The 13,327-nt window shown below is 64.2% G+C and carries 14 protein-coding genes; 10 read left to right on the plus strand and 4 right to left on the minus strand.

All coding sequences use genetic code 11. The annotated features are described in order from the left end of the window. Positions 1–12 precede the first annotated feature (12 nt). On the plus strand, positions 13–642 hold the full coding sequence (cobO, locus tag EOA38_RS12920) for a cob(I)yrinic acid a,c-diamide adenosyltransferase (protein ID WP_126093242.1): 630 nt from the start codon (positions 13–15) through the stop codon (positions 640–642). Between the two features lie 61 nt (positions 643–703). On the opposite strand, the gene cbiB is transcribed toward cobO, so the two are convergent. Continuing rightward, positions 704–1,693, minus strand: a complete 990-nt coding sequence (gene cbiB, locus EOA38_RS12925; RefSeq protein ID WP_126093243.1) for an adenosylcobinamide-phosphate synthase CbiB — start codon at positions 1,691–1,693, stop codon at positions 704–706. On the opposite strand from cbiB, the gene cobD reads away from it, so the two are divergent. Then, positions 1,692–2,747 carry a threonine-phosphate decarboxylase CobD gene (gene cobD, locus EOA38_RS12930; RefSeq protein ID WP_126093244.1) on the plus strand — a complete coding sequence of 352 codons (1,056 nt, stop codon included), beginning with the start codon at positions 1,692–1,694 and terminating at the stop codon, positions 2,745–2,747. The genes cbiB and cobD overlap by 2 nt on opposite strands. Further along, positions 2,744–3,253 (plus strand): tyrosine phosphatase family protein, encoded by a 510-nt coding sequence (locus EOA38_RS12935; RefSeq protein ID WP_126093245.1) that lies wholly within the window; start codon positions 2,744–2,746, stop codon positions 3,251–3,253. Before cobD ends, EOA38_RS12935 begins: the two co-directional genes overlap by 4 nt. A gap of 14 nt (positions 3,254–3,267) precedes the next feature. Here the strand turns inward: EOA38_RS12935 and EOA38_RS12940 are convergent, their stop codons facing one another. Beyond that, on the minus strand, positions 3,268–4,065 hold the full coding sequence (locus tag EOA38_RS12940; RefSeq protein WP_126093246.1) for a creatininase family protein: 798 nt from the start codon (positions 4,063–4,065) through the stop codon (positions 3,268–3,270). Positions 4,066–4,131: 66 nt separating this feature from the next. Continuing rightward, positions 4,132–4,515 (minus strand): RidA family protein, encoded by a 384-nt coding sequence (locus EOA38_RS12945; RefSeq protein WP_126093247.1) that lies wholly within the window; start codon positions 4,513–4,515, stop codon positions 4,132–4,134. Between the two features lie 253 nt (positions 4,516–4,768). Between EOA38_RS12945 and EOA38_RS12950 the strand changes: the two genes are divergently transcribed. Genes EOA38_RS12950 through EOA38_RS12980 form a run of 7 tightly spaced genes read left to right on the plus strand, consistent with a single transcriptional unit; the run spans position 4,769 to position 11,345 of the window. Then, entirely contained in the window at positions 4,769–5,773 is a 1,005-nt protein-coding gene (locus tag EOA38_RS12950) for an ABC transporter substrate-binding protein (protein ID WP_126093248.1), read from the plus strand. A gap of 15 nt (positions 5,774–5,788) precedes the next feature. Next, positions 5,789–6,607, plus strand: coding sequence for an ABC transporter ATP-binding protein (locus tag EOA38_RS12955; RefSeq protein ID WP_126093249.1), 819 nt, complete (start codon positions 5,789–5,791; stop codon positions 6,605–6,607). Then, on the plus strand, positions 6,594–7,445 hold the full coding sequence (locus EOA38_RS12960; RefSeq protein WP_126093250.1) for an ABC transporter permease: 852 nt from the start codon (positions 6,594–6,596) through the stop codon (positions 7,443–7,445). The genes EOA38_RS12955 and EOA38_RS12960 overlap by 14 nt, the downstream gene beginning before the upstream one ends. A gap of 33 nt (positions 7,446–7,478) precedes the next feature. Beyond that, positions 7,479–8,780 carry a cytosine deaminase gene (locus EOA38_RS12965; protein ID WP_127221328.1) on the plus strand — a complete coding sequence of 434 codons (1,302 nt, stop codon included), beginning with the start codon at positions 7,479–7,481 and terminating at the stop codon, positions 8,778–8,780. Continuing rightward, positions 8,780–10,177, plus strand: coding sequence for an FAD-binding oxidoreductase (locus EOA38_RS12970; RefSeq protein WP_127299381.1), 1,398 nt, complete (start codon positions 8,780–8,782; stop codon positions 10,175–10,177). Before EOA38_RS12965 ends, EOA38_RS12970 begins: the two co-directional genes overlap by 1 nt. Beyond that, entirely contained in the window at positions 10,177–10,758 is a 582-nt protein-coding gene (locus tag EOA38_RS12975) for an NAD(P)H-dependent oxidoreductase (protein WP_189350000.1), read from the plus strand. Before EOA38_RS12970 ends, EOA38_RS12975 begins: the two co-directional genes overlap by 1 nt. Further along, complete coding sequence (locus EOA38_RS12980; RefSeq protein ID WP_127299380.1) at positions 10,758–11,345, plus strand: NAD(P)H-dependent oxidoreductase; 588 nt, start codon at positions 10,758–10,760, stop codon at positions 11,343–11,345. The genes EOA38_RS12975 and EOA38_RS12980 overlap by 1 nt, the downstream gene beginning before the upstream one ends. Before the next feature lie 167 nt (positions 11,346–11,512). On the opposite strand, the gene EOA38_RS12990 is transcribed toward EOA38_RS12980, so the two are convergent. Beyond that, positions 11,513–13,327 (minus strand): FAD-dependent oxidoreductase (locus EOA38_RS12990; protein ID WP_145965955.1); only part of this gene is annotated, 1,815 nt, incomplete at its 5' end.

Genomic DNA, 13,327 nt, shown 5'->3' on the forward strand with positions numbered 1-13,327 from the left:
AGGTGAAGTGACATGGCCGAAATCGACGACAAGATCATCGACGACGGGGACGCCGAACGCCATCGCGCCAAGATGGTCAAGCGCAAGGCGGTGCAGGATGCCGAGGTAGCGGGCAAGACGATCGAGAAGGGCCTGCTGATCGTCAACACCGGACCTGGCAAGGGCAAGACAACGGCGGCCTTCGGCCTGGCGCTCAGGATGCTCGGCTACGGCAAGCGCGTCGGCGTCGTCCAGTTCATCAAGGGCAAATGGCACACCGGCGAAAAGGATGCTTTCGCGGCCTTCGGCGACCGCGTCGTCTGGCATGCGATGGGCGAGGGGTTCACCTGGGAGACGCAGGACCTGAAGCGCGACATCGCCGCCGCCGAGGCTGCCTGGGCCAAGGCGCTGGAACTGATGGCCGATCCCTCGATCAGCCTCGTCGTGCTCGACGAGCTCAACATCGCTTTGCGCTACGACTATCTCGATCTGGAAAAGGTGGTTGCGGCGCTGAAGGCGCGCCGCGAGGGTCTGCATGTCATCGTCACCGGCCGCAACGCCAAGCCGCTGCTGGTCGAAGCGGCCGATCTCGTCACCGAGATGGGGCTGACCAAGCACCACTTCTCGGCAGGCGTGAAGGCGCAGCAGGGAATTGAATTCTAAGGTGTGTCGATATTCAGGTGATGCCGGCCTGCGAACGGCCTGACCTGAACCTCAACACACCTTAGCCGGCGATCAAGATGGTCAGGTAAATCACGATCGCTGACAGGATGCCGAACAGGGCAATCAGCAGCCAATCGGCGACGCGGTAAAGCTTCAGCGCTTGCCTTATATCTGTGCTTTCGGCCTCGCGACGGCCGCCTTCGCCCATGAAGGCGTCCTCGACGATCTCGCCGCCATAGCTGCGCGGCCCGGCCAGGGACAAGCCCAGGGCGCCGGCCATGGCGGCCTCGGGCCAGCCGGCATTGGGCGAACGATGCTTCTTCGCGTCGCGGCGCATCACCTGCCAGGCATTGCGGGGATCGGCGCCTTTGACCAGGAAGGCTGCCAGCACGATCAGCATGCCGGTGAGGCGCGATGCCGGCAGGTTGATCCTGTCATCGAATAGCGCTGCGGCGCGGCCGAAAGCCTCGTGTTTCGGCGTGCGATGGCCGATCATCGAATCGGCGGTGTTGGCGGCCTTGTAGGCCACGCCGCCGGCCAGCCCGCCGATGCCGGTCCAGAAAGCGGGCGCGACGATGCCGTCGGAGAAATTCTCTGCCAGGCTTTCGATCGCGGCGCGGGCGACTCCCGCCTTGTCGAGCTTTTCGGGATCGCGGCCGACGATGCGCGAGACGGCGATGCGGCCAAGCGTCAGGCCGCCGGTCTCCAGCGCGTCGGCGACGTCCTCGACATGCTCGGCAAGGCTCTTCTGCGACAGCAGCGAGGAGGCGAGGATAGCGGCAATGACGAGGCCGGACGGGAAGATCAGCCAGAGCAGGACATGCAGCGTCAGGCCGATGGCGGCCGGCACGAGCACGATGATCAACAAAGCCTGGACGCCGCGGCGGCGACGCAATTCGTCGGAATCGGTTGCGCGGTTGAGCCTGCGATCGAGAAAGGATATCAGCCTGCCGATCCAGGTTACCGGATGGCCGATGGCGTTGAACAGCCATTCCGGATAGCCAAGGGTACGTTCAACGGCAAGTGACAGGAAAGCGATCAGGATCGACATGAAGCTTCTTGATGGAGCGATTGCTGCGGTGGATCACGGCGGATCCCTTGGCCGGGCGAGCGCGCTCTTCCCCCACGCGCCACGGCCTTTCGTCGACCTCTCGACAGGTATCAATCCGCACTCCTACCCGCTTTTCGAATTGCCCGCCACCGCTCTGTGGCGATTGCCGGAATCCGAACGACTGCGCGAATTGACCGAAATCGCCGCCACCGCCTACGGGGCGCCATCGGCGGCGCATGTCGCGCCCGCGCCCGGCACGCAGATCCTCCTGCCGCGCGTCGCTTCGCTGGTGAAGCCCGGCAAAGCGCTGGTGCTCGGTCCTACCTATGCCGAGCACGCTCGGGCCACTGCGATCGCGGGCCATGCGGTGGCGGAGGTGGACAATTTCGATGCCCTGGCGGATGCGGACCTTGCGGTGCTGGTCAACCCGAACAACCCGGACGGGCGAGTAGTCGAGCGGGATCGCCTGCTCGATCTCGCCGCGCGCCTTAGCGCCAAGGGCGGCCTGCTGGTCGTCGACGAAGCCTTCATGGATGTCGGTCCAACCGAGCAAAGCCTGGCCGGCGATGTCGGCGAAGGAGGCGTCGTGGTCCTGCGCTCTTTCGGCAAATTCTTCGGCCTCGCCGGCGTGAGGCTCGGGTTCGCGCTGGCCGGCAAGCTGATGGTGGAGCGGCTGGATGCGCAGCTCGGCCCCTGGGCCGTCGCCGGACCTGCGCTCGAATACGGTATCCGCGCATTGGCAGACACCAGGTGGCAGGACGACATGCGAAGGCGTCTGGCAGCCGATGCCGAGCGCCTCGATGGGCTGCTCGGTGGATTCGACGTTCCGGTCGCTGGCGGCACCAGTTTGTTCCGCTATTTGTCTTTCCCCGATGCTTCAGGGCTGTTTTCGGCGCTTGGCGAACGCGGCATCCTGCTCCGTCATTTTGCCGACCGGCCACAAGCCTTGCGGGCAGGATTGCCTGGCAACGAGGCGGAATGGCAGCGCCTTGAAGGCGCGCTTGCCGCCTGGGCCTCGCGGCGCGACGATGTGCCGAAGGAGATCGTGCGATGATCCATGTCTGTCCGCTGTCGAAGATCGAGGAGACGGTAGCCAGAACCGGCGCCGAGCGGCTGCTCTCGCTGCTTGCGGCAGGCACCGAGGTTACCCGCCCGGCTTCGATCCTGGCGGAAAACCACCTGCATCTCATCATGCACGACATCGCCGTCGCGCAGGAAGGCATGACCATGCCGGGCGAAGAGCATGTTCGCGCCTTGCTCGACTTTGCCTATCGCTGGGACCGGGCAAGGCCGATGGTCGTGCACTGCTATGCCGGCATCAGCCGCTCGACAGCATCGGCCTATATTATCGCGGCGGCGCTAGCGCCCAAGCGCGACGAGGCGGAGCTGGCCAAGACGCTGCGTTTTCTCTCGCCGTCAGCGACGCCCAATCCGCGGCTTATCGCCGTCGCGGATATGCTGCTCGGACGGGACGGCCGCATGATCGCGGCGATCGAAGCGATCGGGCGCGGCGCGGATGCCTTTGAAGGGACGCCGTTCGAGCTCACCATTGAAGATTGAGCCGGCGCTTTCAGCTACGACAGCCAGTCGGTTAGCTTTGCCTTACGCACATCCCTGACCAGGCTGATGAAGCCGTCGGCCTGATGCTCGGCGGTCAGCCTGCCCTTGTCGGCTGTTGCGATGCTGGCGTCGCCGACCACGCCGTTCGGGTTGAGGTCGCTGGCGATCCAGGCGAAGGCATGCGTTCCGGTGTGGCGCAGCAGAGTGAATTCCTTTTCGGCGCGGCCGACGTTCGAGACGAACTTGTCGGCCTTGCCCATGTCGACCAGATCCGGCCGGAAGTGCAGCATCAGCGAGGTCTCGACATCGCCGCCGTGGATGCCGTGACGGTCTTCGAGCTCGGTATACATGCCGGCCGGCCGACCGAAGCGCTGCCAGCTCGTCTTGACCGCCAGCATCTTTGCGCGCACGCGCAATTCGCGCGTGATGATGCCCATGATCTCCTCGTTGCCGCCATGCGAGTTGACGACGATCAGCTTCCTGACGCCGGCGCGGGCGATCGACAGGCCAAGCTCGGTCCAGGCGTCGACCAGGGTGGTAGCCGGCAGGGTCAGCGTCCCCGGCGCATGCAGGTGCTCGTTCGATTTGCCCACCGCCTGTACAGGCAGGATACGGATGTCGAGGTCATCGGGCAGGCGCGCGATCACCGTCTCCAGCATGCCCATCATGATCGAAGTGTCGGTCGAGACCGGAAGGTGGGGGCCATGCTGCTCGATCGCCGCGACCGGCAGAACGGCGATGGTCGCCTCCGCGTCGATCGAGGCATATTCGGTCGTCCGGTAATCGCCCCACCACACACGTCTTGTCGTCACTTTCGTCTCCCGATGGTCTGCTGCTCGGCCTGGAGGTCTAAAGCGCCCGGCCGTTCCGGGCAACAGTCAGCCTGCCGCCAAAACCTCCACCTCGACCTTGAATTCCGGGCGGGCGAAGCCGGAGACGATCATCAGCGTCGAGGCCGGCGCCGGATCGGAAAACAGGCGATTGCGAACGTCCATATAGGCCTGCAGATGCGCGCGATCGGTGACGAAGGCGTTGATGCGCACGACATCGTTCAGCGTCAGCCCGGCTTCGCTAAGAATCGCGGCGATGTTCTTGAAGCACAGCTCCGTCTGCGCGCCGGCATCCTCGGGGACGGCGTCGTCCGGACCGATGCCCAACTGCCCCGAACACAGGACAATGCGCTTTCCCGCCGGAATTTCGACGCCGTGGCTGTAGCGGGCAAAGGGCGGCTTGATCGATTGGGGGGCAAGGTATTTGAGCATGGCATTCTCCTGTCCGCGGGCAGACTAAGGCTGGATTGACGAAACCTTCAAGATGCGGTGCATGCCGGCCGGGCGATTATGGACAGGCGTCCAAAAAATAGGCACGATGCCTTCCGTACAGCATGACCCGTCCGGTCTCGGCAATGACTGCCGCGCAAGCAGGCGGCCCAGGCGGTGGCATGTGTCTTGCTTCTTGAACCAATGGTGTCGAGCCCAGCGCGCAGCGCGCCGGAGCCAAGAGAGGGTGATGTTTATGTACGGAAAAGAAAAGATCCTGGCGGGCGCTGTCGCGCTGCTTGCGGCTAGCACGCTGGGCGCGGCGGCCAACGAGAAAGTCACCTTCGGCACCAACTGGCTGGCCGAGCCGGAACATGGCGGCTACTATCAGGCGATCGCCGACGGCACCTACGCCGCTTGCGGCCTCGACGTCACCATCATGCAGGGCGGGCCGCAGGTCAGCGGCCGGCCGATGCTGCTTGCCGGCAAGATCGATTTCTACATGGGTGGCAACCTGCTCTCGGCCTTCGATGCGGTGCAGCAGGGCATCCCGATGCGCGTTGTGGCGGCCGACTTCCAGAAGGACCCGCAGGTCATCATGTCCCAGCCGGGGCAGGGGCTGGACAAGTGGGAGGACCTGAAGAACGCCGACCAGTATATCCTCGGCGACGAGGGCGCGCAGACCTTCTTCCAGTGGATGGTGACCGATCTCGGCTTCGACGCTGCCAAGCGCGTGCCCTACACCTTCAATCCGGCGCCCTTCATCGCCAACAAGAAGTCGATCCAGCAGGGCTATGTGACGTCTGAGCCCTTCGCGGTGCAGAAGCAGGGTGGGTTCGTGCCGAACCAGTTCCTGCTTGCCGACAACGGCTGGGATACTTACGCGACGACCATCGAGGTGATGCAGGACACGATCGACAAGCGGCCCGAGGTCGTCCAGTGCTTCGTCGATGGCTCGGCCAAGGGCTGGTACAATTATCTCTACGGTGACAACAAGGCCGCCAACGAGATGATCAAGAAGGACAATCCGGACATGACGGACGAGCAGATCGCCTTCTCGATCGAACAGCTGAAGAAGTTCGGCATTGTCGATTCCGGCGATTCGGAAAAGCTCGGCATCGGCGCCATGACCGATGCACGCATCCAGGGGTTCTACGACAAGATGGTCAAGGCCAAGGTCGCGCAGCCGGGCATCGACATCAAGAAAGCCTACACGCTTGCCTTCATCAACAAGAGTGTCGGGCTGGAGCTGAAGAAGTAAGGCGGCCCGCCTGACATGATCCAGGAGAAAGTGGCGAAGGCAACGGCATCGGGCGAGAGCCCGATGCTGCTTTCCTTACGCAATGTCGGCAAGGCCTTTTCCAACGGGGTGACGGCGCTGAGCAAGGTCAACCTGGCGATCCGGGAGGGCGATTTCCTCAGCCTGCTCGGCCCGTCCGGCTGCGGCAAGTCGACGGCGCTGCGGCTGATCGCCGGCCTGTCGACGCCGACCTCCGGGCAGCTCGACTGGCGCGGCTCGATCGACCGCTCGAATATCGGCTTCGTCTTCCAGGAGCCGACACTGCTGCCTTGGGCCAGCGTCTTCGACAATGTCTGGCTGCCGCTCAGGCTGAAGGGCGTGTCGCGTGCCAGGGCGGAACCCGCTGTGATGGAGATGCTGGCGCGCGTCCACCTCAATGGTTTCGAGAACGCCGTGCCGCGCGAGCTTTCCGGCGGCATGAAGATGCGCGTCTCGATCGCGCGGGCCATGGTGACGAAGCCGCGCATCCTCTTGATGGACGAGCCCTTCGCCGCGCTCGACGAAATTACCCGCTTCAAGCTCAACAACGATCTTCTGGAGCTTTGGCAGGACGAGCGCTTCACCGTCGTCTTCGTCACCCACAGCGTCTTCGAAAGCGTGTTCCTGTCGAGCCGCGTCGTCGTCATGGCCGCGCGGCCGGGTCGTGTCTTCGGCGAGCTCGCCATCGACGCGCCTTATCCGCGCGACGAGGTGTTCCGGACTTCGCCCGACTACGCCGCGCTTTGCCGGCAAGCCTCGGACGTGCTGGTGAATGCCATCAACTCAACTGCCGGACCTCATCATGACGGCCATTGAAGACACCGCGCTGAAGCTCGATCCCGAAGAGGCGCGCCGCGTCCGCCAGGAGCGGCTGGAGCGGATCGGCAAATGGGTGCTGCCGCTGGCGATCATGGTGCTGGCAATCTGGCTGTGGGACCGCATCTGCGTCTGGAACGAGATCCCACAATACATCCTGCCGCGTCCGGGCGTGGTGCTGCAGACGCTGCACGACGATGCCGGGCTGCTGTCTTCCTCACTGCTGGTAACGCTAAAAATAACCTTCCTCAGCCTGCTTCTTGCCGTCATCGGCGGTGTCGGGCTGGCGGTGCTGTTCGCGCAGTCGAAATGGGTGGAGATGTCGTTCTTCCCCTTCGCCATCGTGCTGCAGGTGACGCCGATCGTCGCGATCTTCCCGCTGATCAACATCTACATCAACAACCAGACGACGAAGCTCCTGCTCTGCGCCTGGATCGTGGCCTTCTTCCCGATCCTCTCCAACACCACGCTCGGGCTGAATTCGGTCGACCGCAATCTGCGCGACCTGTTCAAGCTCAACGGCGCGACACGCTGGCAGCAACTACGCTATCTGCGCCTGCCGGCGGCGATGCCCTATTTCCTCGGCGGGCTGAAGATCGCAGGCGGCCTGTCGCTGATCGGCGCGGTGGTGGCCGAATTCGTCGCCGGCGCGCAGGGGCAATCGTCCGGGCTTGCCTCCCGCATCATCGAGGCCGGCTACCGGCTCAATGCGCCCAGGCTGTTCGCGGCGCTGATCCTGATCTCGCTCACCGGCATACTGATCTTCCTGGTTCTGTCGCTGGTGTCGCATCTCATCCTGCGCCGCTGGCACGAGAGCGCGCTGAAGCAGGAGCGGTAGGATGGTTCGTCCCGTCACCCAGGAGCGCAGCAGTTGATTCCGGACTCAGCGTCATACCGGCTTGGCAATGTCCGGCTGCATGCGTCGCTGACGCCGGGCCTCTTCGCAACCTTCGACAGCGACGGCTTCGCGCTCGCCGACATCGCCGTCGCCGACGGCAAGATTGCCAGCATCGTCGCGCATGGCGGATCGAAGGCCTCGGCCGACGCGATCGACCTCGGCGGCCGCATCGTGCTGCCGTGTTTCGTCGACTGCCATACCCATATCGACAAGGGCCACATCTGGCCTCGAAAACCCAATCCCGACGGCACCTTCATGGGTGCGCTCAACGCCACCGGCGCCGACCGTGCGGCGCGCTGGAGCGCGGAGGACGTCGCGCGCCGCATGGATTTCTCGCTGCGCTGCGCTTACGCGCATGGCACCAAGGCCCTGCGGACGCATCTCGACAGCGTGCCGCCGCAGGAGGAGATCTCCTGGCCGGTGTTCGAGACGGTGCGCGAGAGATGGCGCGGCCGCATCGACCTGCAGGCCGCCTGCCTGCTCGGTATCGAAGGCGTGCGCGACAAGGCCTGGTTCGAGCGGCTGGCAAAGCGCGTCGCCGCGGCCAAGGGTGTGCTCGGCGTCGTCACCTACATGGTGCCCGATCTGGAGGAACTGCTCGACCGGGTTTTTGCGCAGGCGATCAAGCATGGGCTCGACCTCGATTTCCATGCCGACGAGACCGATGACGTCGCGGCGATCTCGCTGAAGAAGATCGCCGAGGCCTCGCTATGGAACGGTTTCGAGGGCAACATCCTCGTCGGCCATTGCTGCTCGCTCTCGCGCCAGCCGGATCTCGAGGTGCTCGACACGCTGGACAAGGTGGCGAAGGCGGGCCTCGCCGTGGTGTCGCTGCCGATGTGCAACCTCTATCTGCAGGACAGGCGCAATAATGGAACGACACCGCGCTGGCGCGGCGTGACGCTGCTGCACGAAATGAAAGCGCGCGGCATCAAGGTCTGTATCGCCTCCGACAACACGCGCGACCCATTCTACGCCTATGGCGATCTCGACATGCTCGAAGTCTACCGGATGGCGACGCGCATCCTGCATTTCGACCACCCGGTCGGCGACTGGCCGAAGGCGGTGGCGGCAACGCCGGCCGAGGTGATGCGGCTCGATGATGCCGGAACGCTCGCGGCCGGCGGCAGTGCCGACTTCATCGTCTTCAAGGGACGGAGCTGGACCGAATTGCTGTCGCGGCCCGAATCGGATCGCATCGTGGTGCGTGCGGGCAGGGCGATCGAATGCCGGCTGCCGGACTATACCGAACTCGACGAATTGATGGTGGGATGATGGATACCGCAGCGCTGCAGCGCGATCTTCAAGGACTCAAGATCGACGACCATCCGGCCATCGTCCAGCAGAAGAGCCGCGACTTCTACTGGTACAGCCCGGTGCTGAAGCAGCAGCTCGACCATATCACCGGCGACCTGATCGTCACGCCGAAGAACGAGGAGGAAGTGATCCGCGTGCTCGCCGCCTGCCATCGGCATGGCATCCCGGTGACGCCGCGCGGCAGTGGCACCGGCAATTACGGGCAGGCAATGCCGCTGTCGGGCGGCGTGGTGCTCAACCTCGCCGAGATGAACGAGGTAAAGGCGATCGCGCCAGGGCGCGTCGTGACCGGACCGGGCGCGGTGCTGGCCGATATCGACAAGGCGACGCGCGCGCATTCCAGCCAGGAACTGCGCATGTCGCCGTCCACCTACAACACGGCATCGATCGGCGGCTTCGTCGCCGGCGGCTCAGGCGGTGTCGGCTCGATCCGCTGGGGCGGGTTGCGCGACCTCGGCAACGTCATCCGGCTCAGGACCGTGACGATGGAGGCCGAGCCGCGCGTCATGGAACTGATCGGCGAGGACGTGCTCAAGGTCATGCACGCCTACGGCACCAACGGCATCATCACCGAGGTCGAGATGCCGTTGACGGCCTCCTACGACTGGATCGACGTCATTGTCGGCTTCGACGATTTCATGGACGCGGCCGGCTTCGGCAACGATCTCGCCGTCCAGGATGGCATATTGGCCAAGCTGATCACGTCGATCGCGGCGCCCATTCCTTACGACTATTTCAAGCGGCATCAGAAGTTCTTCAGGCGCGAGCAGAGCATCGTGGTCTGCATGATCGCGCCGCACGCGATGGATGCGTTCGTCGCGTTTGTCCGGACCAGCAAAGGCGAAATTGTCTTCAGGGCCGACCAGGAGACCGACCTGAAGGGATTGCCGCCGGCCTACGAACTGACCTGGAACCACACGACGCTGCGGGCGATCCGGGTCGATCCGACGATCACCTATCTGCAGGTGCGCTACCCGTCGCCGGATCATCTGGCTCATGTCAAGGCGATGGTCGACCGCTTCGGCGACGAGGTGCCGGCGCATCTCGAATTCATCCGCTTCGATGGCGCCATCGGCGCCGCCGGCCTGCCGCTGGTCCGCTTCACCACGGAGGAACGGCTCGACGAGATCATCCGCATCCATGAGGACAACGGCTGCTGGATCTTCAACCCGCACCGCTACACTCTCGAAGAGGGCGGCATGAAGCAGACGGACGAGGTTCAGCTTACCTTCAAGCGTGAGACCGATCCGCAAGGCCTGCTCAATCCCGGCAAGATGATCGCATGGGAGAACCCAGGCTATGACTATCGCTCCGGCAAGTCCTTCCTGTTCAAGGGGCTGCAAAAGGCGAGTTGATGAACGTCCTCGTGCTTTTCGCTCATCCGGTGGAGACCAGCTTCAATGCCGGCCTGCACCGGATGATCGTCGAGCGGCTCTCGGCGGCGGGACATACGATCGACGACTGTGATCTCTACGCTGAGGACTTCGATCCGCGGATGACGCGGGCCGAACGGCTCGGCTACCACGACCAGCGCGCGCCGGGCGATGCTGTCGCCGGTTACGTCGACCGCCTCAAAAGGGCCGAAGCGCTGGTGCTGTCGTTTCCGGTCTGGAACTACGGCTATCCGGCGATCCTGAAAGGTTTCTTCGACCGCGTCTTCCTGCCCGGCGTATCGTTCAGGCTGGTCGACGGCAAGGTGCAGCCGACGCTGCACAATATCCGGAAGCTTGCCGCCGTCACCACCTATGGCGGCAGCCGGTTCCGGGCGATGCTGATGGGCGATCCGCCGCGCAGGGTCGTAAAGCGCATGCTGCGAGCCACGATAAAGCCCGGCGCGCCCGTCTCCTATCTCGCGCACTATTCGATGAACCTCTCGACCGACGAGACGCGCAAGACCTTCATGGCGAAGGTGGCTGCCAGCATGGACCAATTCTGATGCGCGCGCTGGTGGTCTATTGCCATCCTGTTCCCGAGAGCTATTGCGCGGCGATCCGCGATACGGCGATAGAGGTGCTGAAGGGGAGAGGCTGGGATGTGCGGCTGCTCGATCTCTATGCCGAGAACTTCAATCCGGTGATGAGCTGCGAGGAGCGGCGTTCCTATAACGACCGCGCCCCGGACGATCCGGCGCTCGAGCCGCATTTCGATCATCTTATGTGGGCCGAGGCGATCCTGTTCGTGTACCCGACCTGGTGGTACGGCCTGCCGGCGATGCTGAAAGGCTGGTTCGATCGGGTCTGGGCAACCGAAATCGCCTTCAAGCTGCCGGCCGGCGGAGGGCGGATCACGTCGCTGATGAGGCATGTGACCAAGGTCGGCGTCATCACCACCTGCGGCGCACCGACGTGGTGGAGCGTCGTCGTCGGCCAGCCGGGCCGCAAGACGATCCTGCGCGGCATGCGGGCGCTCTGCGCCACGCGCTGCCGGACATTCTTCCTGGCGCACTATCTGATGGATTCCTCGACGCCGAAGAGCCGGGCGGCGTTCCTTGATAAGGTGCGGGCGAGGCTGGAAAGGTTTTGAGGGCCGGACTTCCCTTCTCCCCTTGTGGGAGAAGGTGGATCGGCGCGCAGCGCCGAGACGGATGAGGGGTATTCCAGCGGAGTGAGACGCTGGCGTTCCCTGGAACACCCCTCATCCGTCGCCTTCGGCGACACCTTCTCCCACAAGGGGAGAAGGGGAAAACCGCGCTACATCCTCACCCGTTCCGCCTTCGGGTCGTACATCGGCTTCAGCGATGCTTCCGCGGCGAAGCGCTCACCGGCGATCTCCACCTCGTAGGACGAGGCCAGAATGTCCGCCTCGCTTTCGCCCTTGCACGGCACATAGCCGAGGCCGATCGCGCCGCCGAGATGATGGCCGTAATTGCCGGAGGTGATCGGGCCGACGATCCTGCCGTCGCGCAGGATCGCCTCGTTGTGGAAGAGCAGGGGCTGCGGGTCCTTGAGGCGAAACTGTACCAGGCGGCGGCTCAAACCGGCCTCTCTTTTCCGCAGCACCGCATCGCGGCCGATGAAGTCGCGTTTGGTCGTCTTCACGGCAAAGCCGAGGCCGGCCTCCAGCACATTGTCCTCGTCGGTGATGTCGTGGCCGAAATGGCGGAAGGCCTTTTCGATGCGGCAGGAATCGAGCGTGTGCAGGCCGCAGAGCTTCAGTCCGACATCGGCGCCGGCATCGGCGATCGCCTCGAAGACATGCGCGGCCTGCTCGGTCGAGACATAGAGCTCCCAGCCCAATTCGCCGACATAGGTGACGCGATGGGCGCGGGCCAGCCCCATTCCGATCTCGATCTCCTGGAATGTGCCGAACGGATTGGCCTCGTTGGAGAAGTCGTTCGGGCTCACCTTCTGGATCAGCTTTCGCGAGTCCGGTCCCATCAGGCAGATGACGGCCTCGGAAGCGGTCACGTCGGTGATGACGACGAACTCGTCGGCGACATGCCGCCGCAGCCAGGCGAGGTCGCGCTGCAAGGTGGCACCCGGCACGACGAGGAAATAGCCCGTCTCCGAGAGCCGCGTCACGGTGAGGTCGCTCTCGATGCCTCCCTTGGCGTTGAGCATCTGCGTGTAGACGATCCTGCCCGGTTCCACGTCCATGTCGTTGGCGCAGAGCCGCTGCAGGAAGGCACGGGCATCGCGGCCCTCGACGCGGATCTTGCCGAAGGAGGTCATGTCGAACAGGCCGACACCGTTGCGGACTGCCAGATGCTCTTCGCGCTGGTTATCGAACCAATTCTGCCGCTTCCAGGAATAGCGATATTCGCGCTCCTGGCCTTCGCGGGCGAACCAGTTGGCGCGCTCCCAGCCCGCCACCTCGCCGAACACGGCGCCGCTGGCTTTCAGATGCTCATGCAGAGGCGAGCGGCGCACGCCGCGCGAGGTCGCCATCTGACGGTAAGGGAAATGGTCGGCATAGAGCAGGCCGAGCGTTTCGGAGACGCGCTCCTTGAGGTAGAGGCGGTTCTTCTGGAAGGGCTGGGCGCGGCGGATGTCGACTTCCCAGAGGTCGAAGGGTGCCTCGCCGTCACTGATCCACTGCGCCAGCGCCATGCCGGCGCCGCCGGACGAAACGATGCCGATTGAATTGTAGCCGGTCGCCATCCAGTAGCCGGAGAGTTCCGGCGCTTCGCCGAGATAGTAGCGGTCGTCGGGCGTGAAACTCTCGGGGCCGTTGAAGAAGGTGTGGATGCCGGCCGTGCCCAACATCGGCATGCGGTTGACGCCCATTTCGAGGATCGGCTCGAAATGGTCCATGTCCTCGGGCAGCTGGTCGAAACAGAAATCCTCGCGGATACCGTCCATGCCCCAGGGTTTCGCCACCGGCTCGAAGGCGCCGAGCATCATCTTGCCGGCGTCCTCCTTGTAGTAGGCGCACTCGTCCGGCACGCGCAGCACCGGCAGGCGAGAGAGGCCGGGGATCGGCTCGGTGACGAGATAGAAATGCTCGCAGGCGTGCAGCGGGATGGTGACGCCGTTCTGCCGGCCAAGTTCGCGCGCCCACATGCC

Source organism: Mesorhizobium sp. M1E.F.Ca.ET.041.01.1.1 (assembly GCF_003997355.1).
Classification (GTDB): Bacteria; Pseudomonadota; Alphaproteobacteria; order Rhizobiales; family Rhizobiaceae; genus Mesorhizobium.

What these genes read in the sequence shown, in the direction of transcription:
- EOA38_RS12975 (WP_189350000.1), top strand. Translation starts at nt 10,177, where the DNA reads ATGAACGTCCTCGTGCTTTTCGCTCATCCGGTGGAGACCAGCTTCAAT.
- EOA38_RS12945 (WP_126093247.1), bottom strand. Translation starts at nt 4,515, where the DNA reads ATGCTCAAATACCTTGCCCCCCAATCGATCAAGCCGCCCTTTGCCCGC.
- cbiB (WP_126093243.1), bottom strand. Translation starts at nt 1,693, where the DNA reads ATGTCGATCCTGATCGCTTTCCTGTCACTTGCCGTTGAACGTACCCTT.
- EOA38_RS12980 (WP_127299380.1), top strand. Translation starts at nt 10,758, where the DNA reads ATGCGCGCGCTGGTGGTCTATTGCCATCCTGTTCCCGAGAGCTATTGC.
- EOA38_RS12955 (WP_126093249.1), top strand. Translation starts at nt 5,789, where the DNA reads ATGATCCAGGAGAAAGTGGCGAAGGCAACGGCATCGGGCGAGAGCCCG.
- EOA38_RS12960 (WP_126093250.1), top strand. Translation starts at nt 6,594, where the DNA reads ATGACGGCCATTGAAGACACCGCGCTGAAGCTCGATCCCGAAGAGGCG.
- cobO (WP_126093242.1), top strand. Translation starts at nt 13, where the DNA reads ATGGCCGAAATCGACGACAAGATCATCGACGACGGGGACGCCGAACGC.
- EOA38_RS12970 (WP_127299381.1), top strand. Translation starts at nt 8,780, where the DNA reads ATGGATACCGCAGCGCTGCAGCGCGATCTTCAAGGACTCAAGATCGAC.
- EOA38_RS12950 (WP_126093248.1), top strand. Translation starts at nt 4,769, where the DNA reads ATGTACGGAAAAGAAAAGATCCTGGCGGGCGCTGTCGCGCTGCTTGCG.
- EOA38_RS12935 (WP_126093245.1), top strand. Translation starts at nt 2,744, where the DNA reads ATGATCCATGTCTGTCCGCTGTCGAAGATCGAGGAGACGGTAGCCAGA.
- cobD (WP_126093244.1), top strand. Translation starts at nt 1,692, where the DNA reads ATGAAGCTTCTTGATGGAGCGATTGCTGCGGTGGATCACGGCGGATCC.